At 29.1% G+C, this 12,843-nt stretch carries 12 protein-coding genes; 10 read left to right on the top strand and 2 right to left on the bottom strand.

Annotated elements, in window-relative coordinates; translation table 11 throughout:
• The first annotated feature begins 228 nt into the window (after positions 1-228).
• From C3E89_RS11725 to C3E89_RS11745, 5 genes are all read left to right on the top strand, one after another.
• Positions 229-1,848: a hypothetical protein gene (locus tag C3E89_RS11725; RefSeq protein ID WP_236913125.1), complete on the top strand. Its 1,620-nt coding sequence runs from the start codon at positions 229-231 to the stop codon at positions 1,846-1,848.
• A complete protein-coding gene (locus C3E89_RS11730; protein ID WP_236913126.1) occupies positions 1,845-2,558 on the top strand; it encodes an OmpA family protein in 714 nt (237 codons plus the stop codon). The genes C3E89_RS11725 and C3E89_RS11730 overlap by 4 nt, the downstream gene beginning before the upstream one ends.
• Positions 2,551-3,720: a hypothetical protein gene (locus C3E89_RS11735; RefSeq protein ID WP_236913127.1), complete on the top strand. Its 1,170-nt coding sequence runs from the start codon at positions 2,551-2,553 to the stop codon at positions 3,718-3,720. The genes C3E89_RS11730 and C3E89_RS11735 overlap by 8 nt, the downstream gene beginning before the upstream one ends.
• Positions 3,710-6,478 (top strand): DEAD/DEAH box helicase, encoded by a 2,769-nt coding sequence (locus tag C3E89_RS11740; RefSeq protein WP_236913128.1) that lies wholly within the window; start codon positions 3,710-3,712, stop codon positions 6,476-6,478. The genes C3E89_RS11735 and C3E89_RS11740 overlap by 11 nt, the downstream gene beginning before the upstream one ends.
• A 271-nt stretch (positions 6,479-6,749) precedes the next feature.
• Positions 6,750-6,947 (top strand): YjfB family protein, encoded by a 198-nt coding sequence (locus tag C3E89_RS11745; protein ID WP_236913129.1) that lies wholly within the window; start codon positions 6,750-6,752, stop codon positions 6,945-6,947.
• Between the two features lie 32 nt (positions 6,948-6,979).
• Here C3E89_RS11745 and C3E89_RS11750 read toward each other — a convergent pair whose 3' ends face one another.
• Positions 6,980-7,207: a hypothetical protein gene (locus C3E89_RS11750; protein WP_236913130.1), complete on the bottom strand. Its 228-nt coding sequence runs from the start codon at positions 7,205-7,207 to the stop codon at positions 6,980-6,982.
• 177 nt (positions 7,208-7,384) lie between these two features.
• Here C3E89_RS11750 and C3E89_RS11755 point away from each other — a divergent pair, with 177 nt between their 5' ends.
• The 5 genes from C3E89_RS11755 to C3E89_RS11775 all read left to right on the top strand — a co-directional run bounded on the left by C3E89_RS11755 (position 7,385) and on the right by C3E89_RS11775 (position 11,546).
• Complete coding sequence (locus tag C3E89_RS11755; RefSeq protein WP_236913131.1) at positions 7,385-8,125, top strand: nitroreductase family protein; 741 nt, start codon at positions 7,385-7,387, stop codon at positions 8,123-8,125.
• A 141-nt stretch (positions 8,126-8,266) separates the two neighbouring features.
• Positions 8,267-10,438, top strand: coding sequence for a tetratricopeptide repeat protein (locus C3E89_RS11760; protein ID WP_236913132.1), 2,172 nt, complete (start codon positions 8,267-8,269; stop codon positions 10,436-10,438).
• Positions 10,439-10,478: 40 nt separating this feature from the next.
• Positions 10,479-10,916, top strand: coding sequence for a peptide-methionine (R)-S-oxide reductase MsrB (gene msrB / locus C3E89_RS11765; protein ID WP_236913133.1), 438 nt, complete (start codon positions 10,479-10,481; stop codon positions 10,914-10,916).
• A gap of 116 nt (positions 10,917-11,032) precedes the next feature.
• The gene (locus C3E89_RS11770; protein ID WP_236913134.1) at positions 11,033-11,254 is read left to right on the top strand and encodes a hypothetical protein; all 222 of its coding nucleotides are present in this window, start codon (positions 11,033-11,035) and stop codon (positions 11,252-11,254) included.
• A complete protein-coding gene (locus C3E89_RS11775; protein ID WP_236913135.1) occupies positions 11,235-11,546 on the top strand; it encodes a YbjQ family protein in 312 nt (103 codons plus the stop codon). Before C3E89_RS11770 ends, C3E89_RS11775 begins: the two co-directional genes overlap by 20 nt.
• Before the next feature lie 150 nt (positions 11,547-11,696).
• Here the strand turns inward: C3E89_RS11775 and C3E89_RS11780 are convergent, their stop codons facing one another.
• Complete coding sequence (locus C3E89_RS11780) at positions 11,697-12,815, bottom strand: glycosyltransferase (protein WP_236913136.1); 1,119 nt, start codon at positions 12,813-12,815, stop codon at positions 11,697-11,699.
• Positions 12,816-12,843: the final 28 nt, after the last annotated feature.

A 12,843-nucleotide genomic window follows, 5' to 3' on the forward strand; every position in this document is an offset into this window, starting at 1 on the left:
ATACTAAATATTACGAAAGCATGTATGGAGAAGTTTAGAGAATAAATATATTTATTTTAAATAGAGCTGAGGATAATTCCTTAGCTCTTATTAACATTACAAAATTGTATTTTTCAAACTTTTCAAAGTGAAAAGTAAAAAAATTTAATAAGCTTTATAAAAAAGAGGATTTCATAAATTCATGTCGAATTCTATATAAATAGGTATAAAAATAAGGGAGAGATGGGATTGAGTTTAACGGGGAATATAATAAATTTCATAGTAAAAATTATTGAGAATATAATCAATTTTACTGATTTCTTTTCTGTTATTATAGTAATTCTTGCTGCAGTTTCTTTTTACATATGTCATAATAAAGTTTCAAAAAATATAAAATCCTTGAGATATTTCATTATACACAGGGACGAAGTATCTGGAAGAGACCTTACTAATTTAAAGCAAGTAAAGGAAAAGAACCTGTTTAACGGTAATAGTTATATAGAAAATATCTGGAGTAGATATATTAACTATGCAAGGAATAATACGGTTCAAAGTATGGTACCTGACATATCTTCTTTTTTTAATAGATATAATGTAATAGATGAGCCTGGAAGAAGACAAATAGCCCAAATTGTACCAGGTATCTTAACTGCCTTAGGAATATTAGGAACCTTTATAGGTCTCCAAGGCGGTATTAGTAAATTAACATTGGACAATCCAGAATTAATTGAGGAAAGTATAAAAAATTTAACAGATGGTATGTCTTTAGCTTTTATATCTTCTATAGTTGGGATAGTAATGTCTATGATATGGTCATATCTAGATAGAAGTAAATATAAAACCTATGTTCAATATTTAGATAAATTCTATCTAGCTTTTAATGAAAAATTTAGGGTATTTACTAGTGAATATTATTTAAATGAAATATTTGAGCTGCAAAGAGAATCTACAGAGGCAATAAAACATCTGGCTACAGATATATCTTTAAATTTGATAGAGTTGGTAGATAGCAGTCTTATTCCAGGTATCGAAAGTTCCATGACTCAGGTTATCAATGAAAGTATAGTTCCAAATATTAATCATATAAACCATGCTTTTGAAAACTTTGCCAATAGCAGTACAGATAATCAAATAGCTACCTTAAATACAATGATAAACAATTTCAACAAGCAATTAAATGAAACTGTAAGTATTTCCTTTAATGAATTGGAAAATACCATTAAGGAATTTACAGAATGGCATAAAGAAACTAAAGTTAGTTTAGAATCTTTGATAGAAAAAATAAAAGAAAGCAGTCTAAATTATTCAGAATTAAATTCCAATTCAGAAGCTATTATACTTAAATTTAATCAATTATTCGATCAAATCTCTAAAATTAATCAAGAACTAGGAAGTAAAATGGATACAATAAAGGATACTACCATTGCTTTACAAGAAATATCTACCTCAAATGCTAAAACTACAGCAGAAGTCAATCGAATTCAGAAAAAATCTATAAAATCCTATGCTAAAGTAGGAAACAGTGTACAATTATTAAAAGAAGATTTAGAGAGAACTTGGCATAATCTAGAATCAATTACTATAGCATTGAATGAGTCTACTTCAAATTTTTCAAATAATCTTAAAGATGGTTTAGAAACTACATTTAATATTTTTGATGATAATTTATCCGAGATTTCAAGTCGATTAAGTAGCACTATCTTGGAAATCCAAGATACAGTGGAAGAATTACCTTCCGTTATGACTATAATGTACAATGAACTTCAAAGTCATACATTGCAGTTATCCGAAGCTCTAGAGGAGGTAAATAATCTATATAATTCAATTCATAAATCAATAGTAGCTGAAAGAAAAGAGGTTGTCTCATGATACTTAAAAATAAATCTAAGGAAAACTATATAGATGAAAGTCCACTAGAATATTGGATGTCCTTTTCCGATATGATGTCCAGCTTACTTATGATATTTATTTTGCTTTTAATTTTATCCATCTTACAATTAAGCCGTCAGAAAGAATTATTAATAGAAAAAGAAGATGAGGTGGATAAAATAATAGGTATAAGACAAATGATAGTAGCTGAACTAAGAGAAGAATTTAGAGATTCTCAATTAGAAATAGATATCGACCCTGAAACAGGCTCTATAACCTTTAGTGAAGGAGTACTCTTTGATTATAACGCTTATATCATTAAAGATACTGGGAAGGATTATTTAATGGAATTTATTCCTCAATATATAAAGGTGTTATTAAATCCGAAAAATAAAGAATATATATCGGAAATTATAATTGAAGGGCATACAGATGATCAAGGATCATATATGTATAATTTGGAATTATCTCAAAAGAGGGCTTTTGAAGTGGCAAAATTCATATTAAGTGAAGAATTTCAAGGATTAGGAAATAAAGAGGATTTACAGTCTATATTAACTGCCAATGGCCGTTCCTTTAGTAATCCTATTAGAGATTCTGAAGGGAATATAATAGATGAAAGCTCTAGAAGAGTAGAGTTTAAATTCAGGTTAAAAGATGAGGAAATGATTTATAAAATGAAGGAAATGTTGGAAGATGGAGATGCTTAAAAATTATAAATATATACCTAAAAAGATAATTGAAATAAGAGAGGAGATTAAAAGCAAACATCTAGAGCTTTTAGAAGGGTTTACTAATAGGGATTTTAACATTAGGGATTTAGAAAAATTGATCGAAGAAATTAGGCAGTTAGATAAAAACCAATTAAAAATCTATTCGTATAAATTAAAACCAAAAGAATTACAAAGTTTAATCCTATATATGCCAGAAAATCGTTATAATATAGAGCTTTGGAAAATCAATGAAATAATTAATACAAGATTCAAGAAAAATAATTTAATTTTATTTTTCAATGCTTTTCAAAATCATTATAGTAATAAAGAGTTTAACCAATACTTTATCCAATACATCAATAAAGTCGAGAATTCTCATGAACTTTTAGGAATAAGCGCCAATGCAGTTCCAATTCTACTGAAATGGTTAGAAGAAGATTATATTTTAGAAATTATTATTGAAGATTATTTCAAACTCAATAGAAAACTGGATTCCTATTTAGGGTTTTGTGGATTTAAATCTAACAGGGGATTATATAAGGATTGTTGGAGATACTTTTTGACCGTTTGTCGAGGAAAGGACTATTTAAATAATGAAGTAGATAAAATATTGGATATTATTAAAGTTTATGAATTAGATTTATTAGCAAAATTTTTAGACAATTATCTATTGAAATTAGAGATAGAAGAATTCCAAGATGAAATATTGAATTATATATATTTAACCTATGATACTCCATTAAATAATTCTCATAAATATCTATGGGACAAGGTTTCAGAAGATGCTAAGGATAGATATAATATCTGGTATGCTAATAAGAAACTTATCGAGTTTTTCCAAGGAGATGAAAGATACGAGTTTTGGTTTAGATATATTAAAGATTTAGATGCCAAACTATTAGGAGTAAATGATAGACAGTTGTTTTTAGATTTTGATAAATTTGTAGTCATCGAATTTAGATATATTGGAAATGCTGCATATATTTATTCTAAACCTTATTATCTAATTAATTATGATGGTAAGGTTTCAAATAATAGAATGGAAGACGATGGCTATTATAAGAATCAAGGCTCTGCATTATCTAGGATTATACACAGAGAGAATTGGCAATATAGGACTACTAAACTGATTTGGGAGTTGAAAAATCATGCTCTTTAGAAGGGAAAAAATAAAGTTAGAATCTAGGTTTTCTACAAAAGGCATAGTATATGACATAATATACAAAAAGGGGAAAAAGGAAGATTCTTTGGTACTACCTATATACAAAAACAAGGAAATGTTGAACCTTTTTTTAACCTCTAAAGATAGAGAAAAAGTTCTATTATTAGAAGAACTATGGTTAGAGGAACTATTGTATAAAGAAGGCTTTAGCTATATTTTAAAATATATAAATTTATATAATATAGAAAAAGAAATTCTAAAAGAATTAGACCTTCCTTATGAAAAAAATATAAAGATCTCACTTAGGGCTAGAAGTTTTTTAGGTAATGAAAACTTTAAGATAGATTATATTATTAGTAATTTAGAACACGGAATATTAGATGGGTTTTATGAGAGAATAGAAAATATAATATTTTTCGAGGACAGAAAATTTCTATTATCTAAGGAACAATTGGAACTATTAGATGAAATAGATAATTGTGCAACAGGGAATGTAGAAGAGCAAGGTTTATTCTTGGCTAAAGTTAAGAAGAAAGCAATAAAAGCTAAAGCTGAAATGGATGATTATATTTTAAACGAGGAATGTTATTTTCCAGAGGAATTAAATGTAGATTTAAAAAAGCATAGTGAAGAATATATTGAACTAATCCCTTATTTTAAAGATTTAAATGAAGAACTAAATAAAAAATTAGTAGAAGGTAAGGATTTAAATCCTATAACTTCTATATCTCAAGGGATTAAAAGGAAAAGGTTGTTTTTTGATGAAACCATCTTTACAGATTATAATAAAATAAAAATGCAAAAAAATATTGTTGGAAGCAATGTACCTAAACTTATAGATAATCCTTATGAATTTCTACCTGATTCTATAGATTTAGAAGAATTTAGTGATAGGGTAAAAGGATTGAAAATAAGAACCTATAGGGCTATTCCTTTTATCTATTGTAAAGAGGGAGAAAGTACTGGTTGGTTTGATTTTGATACGGGAGTAAATATTAGGTCTAGTACAATAGATGAACAAATGGAAAATGATGAGGGTAGTATAAGCATAGATGAATTTCAACGATTAGTAGAAGAAGCTTCTGAAAAGGATGAAAACTATATTTACTACAACAATAAATGGATAAGGATAGATTATAAATCAGGATTTAAATTTTTGAAAGCAGATGAAAAATTAAAAGATAGAGGGAAAAAGATAGATATTAAAAGTGTTAATTATATATTGGATATTTTCGATAATATTATAACTTTAGAATACAATAGAGGTTATATAAATTTAAAAGAAAGGTATGGGGATAAAGATTTATTAACATATGAAAAACCTAAATATTTAAATGCTAGCTTGTTTGTATATCAGCAGGAAGGTTATAAATGGCTAAGGCTTTTAAAGGAAGAAAAACTAGGGGGATTACTAGCTGATGATATGGGACTAGGTAAAACCTTACAATTAATTGCTTACATGGCATATTTAAAGGAAATAGATGAGTTAAGGCCCTCTTTAATCGTAGTACCAGCTGCATTAACAGATAATTGGTGCAGGGAAATTAATAAATTTACTTATAATATGGATTCCATTTATATTCATAAAGGATCAGATAGGGTTAAAAATAGTGATTTTATTAGTCAATACGATATAGTTATAACTTCCTATGAAACTCTAATAAGGGATCAAATAATATTAGGGAAAATCCACTGGAAAGTATTAGCTGTAGATGAAGCACAGAAGATAAAAAACGCTACAACTTTATCCTCTTCTGCTGTAAAAGCTATGAAATCCAATCATGTAATAGCAATTACAGGAACGCCTGTAGAAAATAATCTTAGTGAACTGTGGTCTATTGTAGATTTTGTTCAACCTGGTTTATTAGGTAGTTATAGTAATTTTAGAGAAGAGTTTCAAATTCCCATAGAAAAAAACATCGATAATCCAAATATTATTAGCTTAAAAAAACAGCAACTTATTTCCCGAATAGAGCCTATATTGTTGAGGAGAACTAAAGAGGAAAAGCTAGAAAATCTTCCGAAGAAAGCTGAAAAAGTTATAACCTGTAGATTTAGTAGTATTCAGGAAAATATGTATATGGATACAATAAACAAAATAAAAAGTGAAAGTGTAGGAGGGATGGCCCTTGCTTATCTCCAAGAACTTATACAAATATGTAGCCATCCCAGATTAGTTATAGGGAATATAAATATAGATTCGAATACATTAATTGAAGAGTGCAATAAGTTAGCAGAAACTTTAAGGATATTGGAAAGGATAAAAGAAAAGGGAGAAAAGGCTGTAATATTTACTAAATACAAAGATATGCAAGAAATTCTAGTGCAGACTATATACGATAAGTTAGGGATTTGGAGTCCAATTATTAATGGAGAAGTAACTAAAAATAGGCTAGATATAATTGAAGATTTTGAAAAAAAACCTGGCTTTAATACTATGATTCTTTCACCGAGAGCTGCAGGGGTGGGACTAAATATAGTAGGGGCCAATCATGTAATCCACTACACTAGAGAATGGAACCCAGCAGTAGAAAGCCAAGCTACTGATAGAGTTCATAGAGTAGGACAAAAGAAGGATGTAAAAGTATACTATCCAATATGTATTAGTGAACACGGTATTACTGTGGAAGTAAAATTAAATGAATTGCTAAACAAAAAGAAAATATTAGCTAAAGAAATTATAATACCTATGGAAAAATTGAAAATCAATGAAAGAGAGTTGTTAGGTGAAATAGTTGGGATGAAGTATTTATAAAGGATAGGTGGGTAATACTAGACAACTGCATGGAATACATCTAATAGCTATGGAAATGGTATTTGTAGAGATGGCTTTAAAACAAATATGTACTCTGATATATCAGTAGAATTTTTATCAAATACTCATTGAATAATATGAAAATAGAGTAAAATGAAACCTTAGTTAAATAGAAAAGACACAAAGTCAGGGACAAAGGGTATAAATATGAAGATTTAATTAACCATATCAGCAGAGTAGAAATTACAATTTACCAAAGGAGCTGATACAAATGGACATACCTTCCTTATCAATAGCTATGCATCAATCCAAACTCCATCAACAGGTTGGAGTATCTGTCATGAAAATGGCTATGGACTCTATGAGAATTCAAGGTGAAGATTTATCAAAAATGCTAGAAACAACTACTAAAAGCATGGAACAATCAGTAAATCCTAATGTTGGAGGAAATATAGATATATTAATATAAGCTGAGGAATTATCCTCAGCCCTTTATTTACACTACAAGCTATATCCTACAGGTATGACTAAAAGTTCTTCTTCACCAATAAAATTAATAATTAAATAAGTTTTATCATTGAAGAAGTATAGAAGCCCTCCATGTTCTTCGGCAAAATGTCTTAGTTCTGAATAAAGAAGTATGTCTTCATCTTTTGTCTCATCTATAGAATCATTATGTGCTTCGAATAAAGCTTGTATTTTCTTATCAATTAAATCGTTCTTAAACATAAGACAACCCTCCCCAGGATATAAATTAAGAACAATCCTATATACGAAAATATACCCAAATTAAATATAAACCCACATTATTTATAATAATTATAAATTTTAAAGGTTTTTTTTGCCTAGGTGTAGAAATATACAATATACTATGTATTGCAATAACACGAAACGGGAGGTAACAATATGAATCAAGTATTAAGACAGATTAAAGACAGGAAATCAGTAAGGGTTTATGAAGATAGAAAAATTCCAGATGAAGTAAAACAAGAAATATTAAACGCAGCTTTTGAAGCTCCTTCTGCTGGTTGCATGATGCTATATAGCATCATAGATATTACTGACGAGGAATTAAAAGAAAAATTATCTGTGACTTGCGATAACCAACCCTTTATTGCAAAGGCACCTATGGTATTTGTATTTCTTGCAGACTATCAAAGATGGTATGATTCTTTCTCTTATGAAAACTGTAATCCAAGAAAACCTGGGGAAGGGGATATCCTTCTAGCTTGTGTAGATGCAGTAGTAGCTGCCCAAAACACCGTAGTAGCAGCAAAGTCTTTAGGTGTAGGTTCCTGCTATATTGGTGATATTCTTGAAAATTGTGAGACTGTAAGGGAATTATTAGAATTACCAGATTATGTTCTACCTATAGCCATGGTAGTATATGGCTATCCTACAGATTCCCAAAAGAAAAGGAAAAAACCTATTCGTTTTGAAAGAGAGTATATTGTTTCAGAAAACAAATATCATAGATTAAGTAAAGAAGAGCATAGGAAAATGCATTATACAAGAAATAAGAAATCCAATTTAGAAGATAAAGATATCAATGATTATATTAATAAATTTTCCAATCGGAAATACATGTCTAAATTTGCTTTGGATATGAATAGGTCTGTAGCTGAATATCTGAAAAAATTTAGATAAGGAGAAAAAGAACTCTAGTTATAATAATTATTTTAAATATAATGCCAATTAAAAATATGGACTTACAAATTGAAGAAAGCAAAATTATCAATATAGGCTCTTCTAAGGTTATTGTGGGGTATATAAAGGATGTGAATTTTCATGAGAAAGATTAGAGTTAAAGTTAAGACTGTTATTATAATAATAATATCTTTTATTATTATTTTTGGATATATTTTGCCTTCAGCCATGTTGATATTAGCAGAAAACATAAGTTATAAGGATAGGGAAAAGGCAATAAAACTTTACCATATATACTTGAACACTTTTTCATTTTTAAAAAAGGATGAAGCCTTATATAACTTAGCCAATTTAATATTACCCTCTATAGATACCTACGATATACTAATGGGTAGTAGGGGTGGTGGCTATTCACCATCAACTATGAAAGATGTTGATAGGGTTATTGGATATTATGAGAAGATATTGAATAAATATAAAAATAGCCAATATTATAATCAAGTATATAAAAAGTTGTTGGATATCTATACTGGATTAGGGGAATTAGATAAGGCTTATGAATTGCTGGATATGGGGAAGACATCCTCTAATAAAGAGTTAGTATATATTAGTGATCTATATAGAGCTTTCTATTATTTTGCAGATGGAGAATATGATAAGGGGCTGGATATTGTAAATAATTATTTGAATAAAGGCAGTGGGGATATAGAACTCTATTACCTTAAAGGTCATATATATTTTGCTTTAGAGGACTATGAGAAGGCTAATGAATTATATGAATTAGCAGATGAAAGATCTCGTCTAGATAGGGAAAAGGACAATTTATTTGGAAATTTGAAGATAAACGATCGGAGTTTGTGGATGAAGGATATTATAAAGTATAAAGGAGATTATAAAATAAAGGGAAAGGCTACTTATAATGGGAAACCAATACCCTTCGCTCAAATTTATTTAAGGGATATATTGGAATCAGGCACTTACTCTAGCAATTGGATGAATTTTGTAGCAATAACTGATTTTAATGGAGAGTTTGAAACTGTAGGTTTTAAAGAAGGTACTTATGAAATAGGTATAGGAATTAGTAAGCCTTTAGCCTATAGTATGGTATATATGGATGATATTAGGAGGAGCTTTGAACTGCATGGGGATATAGTATATGATTTTCAATTTGCATCACCAATGGAAATGGTAAATCCAAAAGGAGAATATATACTAAAAAATAAGGAATTTACTCTTACTTGGGAAAAGGTAGAAGGAGCAGAGTACTATACAATTAAAGCCACAAGTTTTGAAGATCCCCTTAAGATGGAAGGAAGTAATGTAGTTTTTTCAATTCCTGACAAAGATGGAGAATACAATATTAAAGAAGACAATGCTACTCTAAACCTAGACATATTAAACTCAGTACCTGGTACAGTATTCTATGATGGAGAGGATATGATAATAAATCCTCAAGGAATTTTAGGAGCCTTCTATCCTGGTAGTAATGTACCGGTTACAATTAATGCCTATGATAAAAATAGTACTTTAATTAGTAGCTCTTTGCCTTTAATTTCCTTTTATGATGATGTAACTATTATAAAGGTTAGAAATAGGGAGTTAACAGAAGGTGAAAACTTAATTCTCCAAAAAAAGTATGAAGAAGCTGTAGATTATTATGAAGCACAAATAGATAATGATGAAAATAATCTAGAAGCCTTAACCTATCTTTCAAAACTTTACACTAAAGGGTGGAAAAAGAATACAATAGACCCTGATAAAGCTGCAAAGTATTCTTTTAGACTATATGATTTAACCAAGGATAAGAACATACTGGAAAGCTTATGTAAATCTATAGCCGTGGAAGATAAAGAAAAATTTATAGAAATAGGGGATAAGGTATTCGATTTAATACCAGATGAAGATTTAAATGAAGGGTTAATTTGGGCAAAAGGTCGATATCATATGTTAAAAGGAGATTTCAATAAGGGAAGAGAATATTATGAATTTATAGGAGAAGGCTATGTAAATCCAGATATAATATTTGTTGATATCTATAATAGGGAATTCGATAAGGCCTTAAATAGGGTGGAAGATGAAAATATGAGATTTTACTATATGAGCAAAAGGAATTTATTTCAGAGCATAGAGGGTTTGAAAGAAATAGATGAGAATTCCAGAGAATGGATGGATTTTAAGGCATTCCTATCCAAAGTAATAAAAGTAGAAGCTTCCGATTCAGATTTTACCAGTATATATAAAGCTACAGAAGAGCCAGCTATCAAATTAATTTTAAAAGAAATAGGCATGGAAAATCATTGGATAATAAGGTAATTTGGGTATACTATATATACAAAACTTACGAGGTGATTCTATGTCAAAATATAAAAAACCTAATAAAGAAGAATTAAAACAAAAATTAAACCCAATTCAATATAAGGTAACTCAAGAAAATGGAACGGAAAGGCCTTTTCAAAATGATTATTGGGATCATGAAGAGGAAGGAATCTATGTGGATATAGTTACTGGAGAACCACTATTCAGCTCAAAGGATAAATATGATGCAGGTTGTGGATGGCCTAGTTTTACTAAACCTATAGATGAAGAAAATGTAAAGGAAAAACTAGACACTAGCCATGGTATGATAAGGACAGAAGTTAGAAGTAAATATGGGGACTCTCATCTAGGTCATGTTTTTCCCGATGGACCAAAGGATAAAGGTGGATTGAGATATTGTATTAACAGTGCTGCATTAAGGTTTATTAAAAAAGAGGATATGGAAAAGGAAGGGTATGGAGATTATCTATGGTGATTCTAGGGGATAATTAAGTTATTTTTATAATATATATTCACTACCAAATCATATACTAATAATGATATAATATAATTAAAGGGTTTTACTATTATATTGGTAGGGAGATAGATTATTTGAAAGCTAAAAAGATGATAGCACCTATAATAATTACAATTCTATTAATAATATATCTATCATTTTTCATATGGGGTTGGTCTTGTATTAATGCACCTTTTGGGGTGAAGTTAATTGGACTATTAATTCCATTATTCCTAATAGGCGTTAGTATGTTTGTATTAATTGAAAGAATAAAGGAGATAAGGAGTGGGGAAGAGGATGATCTTAGTAAATACTGATTATATATCTGGCAAGGACCTTGAAATGCTTGGGTTAGTTAAAGGAAGTACCATTCAGAGTAAAAATATAGGAAGAGACATAACCCAAGGATTTAAGACTATTGTTGGAGGAGAATTAAAGGCATATAATGAAATGATGAATGATGCCAGAGCATTGGCTACTAAAAGAATGGTAGAGGAAGCTGAAAGTTTAGGAGCAGATGCAGTAGTAAATATTCGTTATTCTTCAGCTGCAATTATGCAAGGGGCTGCTGAAGTTATTGCTTATGGAACAGCGGTTAAGTTTAAGTAGCAAGCTAAGATTACTAATTTAAGGTTATAGCAAATACTAAGGGATTTGCTATAACCTTATTTTTTAGTAATTCTAAAAATTAATACCTAATAAATGAGAAATTAAGGATTAACAAGGGAGATGTAATAGAAACCATTGTTTTTGCTGAAATTATAATGGATAGCCTTTATTATAATGATTATATAAATCATCCCATATAACCTCAATATATTTTTTTACTATGTCTTCCTTAACATACTTTTTCGATTCTTGGAAGGCTTTATCGGAATAAGATTTGAAAGTATCTTCATCTTTTAATATTTCCTCAATAGCCCTTTCTACTCCTTCTATATCTCCATATGGAATCAACTTCCCAGCACCAGGGACTACGATAGACTTGGCTGCTGGATAGGAATCATAAACGATGACAGGCATACCCACGGAATAGGCTTCTACTATGACATTTCCAAAACCTTCATAATTTGATAACAATAATAATATGCTGTTATCGTATGCTACTTCACTTATATCTTTAATAACTCCTTTTACATTTACTTTTGAAAGCTCTAACAAAACTTTGCTAATTCCATCTCCATAGGCATTTATCTGATATTTGGGATATATTCTATCTGCCAGTTTTACATATTCCTTAATATTTTTTTGTATTATATCAAATCTACCCATGTACATTAAATTATTAGTATATTTACATATTTGGATCCTAGATGTTTTGGATGGATTAGGGACTATATATGATTTGAAATTATATTCAACTTTTGAGTTTTCTAGTATCTTTATTATTTCTTTTCTATCTTCTTCTGTGTAAAATAAGAATTTATCAATATATTTTATTCTATCTTCTAGGATAAAAGGAATCTTATTACTATCTATAGTACCAAATGTAATATCTGGCCTATTAGATTGGAATATTATTATTTCATTTTTTTGTAAATCCGTTTTAGATAGAAATATCAGTTTCTGTACACCAAAGACTACTATTTTTGAATTTGGTTCTATAATTTCCTCCTGAATCTGTTTATTATTTGGATCAAATATATTTATATATCGTTTTAATTTTTCGCTCTTACTTGAAGCTATACTATAGGTTTCTACATTAGATAATTTATCTAATTTTATATCCTTTTTATTATGGACTAAGGGGATTTCTACAAATTTTTGTTTAGGCATAGCTTCTTCTATTAATCGAATTATAGTTTGTACTCCGCCTATTGTTTGAGAACATCTATTAGATAAAAAATAGACAATATTATTATTAGATTCATAGTTCATTTCCATTATCACCTTATTAACTTTCGTA

Origin of the sequence: Clostridium sp. Cult1, assembly GCF_021655095.1 — a bacterium.
In the GTDB taxonomy this organism is placed as follows: domain Bacteria; phylum Bacillota; class Clostridia; order Tissierellales; family Tepidimicrobiaceae; genus Schnuerera.

Excerpts from the sequence above, each read along its gene's own strand:
- C3E89_RS11780 (WP_236913136.1), bottom strand. The coding sequence starts at position 12,815 with ATGAACTATGAATCTAATAATAATATTGTCTATTTTTTATCTAATAGA.
- C3E89_RS11755 (WP_236913131.1), top strand. The coding sequence starts at position 7,385 with ATGAATCAAGTATTAAGACAGATTAAAGACAGGAAATCAGTAAGGGTT.
- C3E89_RS11735 (WP_236913127.1), top strand. The coding sequence starts at position 2,551 with ATGCTTAAAAATTATAAATATATACCTAAAAAGATAATTGAAATAAGA.
- C3E89_RS11775 (WP_236913135.1), top strand. The coding sequence starts at position 11,235 with ATGATCTTAGTAAATACTGATTATATATCTGGCAAGGACCTTGAAATG.
- C3E89_RS11750 (WP_236913130.1), bottom strand. The coding sequence starts at position 7,207 with ATGTTTAAGAACGATTTAATTGATAAGAAAATACAAGCTTTATTCGAA.
- C3E89_RS11745 (WP_236913129.1), top strand. The coding sequence starts at position 6,750 with ATGGACATACCTTCCTTATCAATAGCTATGCATCAATCCAAACTCCAT.
- msrB (WP_236913133.1), top strand. The coding sequence starts at position 10,479 with ATGTCAAAATATAAAAAACCTAATAAAGAAGAATTAAAACAAAAATTA.
- C3E89_RS11730 (WP_236913126.1), top strand. The coding sequence starts at position 1,845 with ATGATACTTAAAAATAAATCTAAGGAAAACTATATAGATGAAAGTCCA.
- C3E89_RS11740 (WP_236913128.1), top strand. The coding sequence starts at position 3,710 with ATGCTCTTTAGAAGGGAAAAAATAAAGTTAGAATCTAGGTTTTCTACA.
- C3E89_RS11760 (WP_236913132.1), top strand. The coding sequence starts at position 8,267 with ATGAGAAAGATTAGAGTTAAAGTTAAGACTGTTATTATAATAATAATA.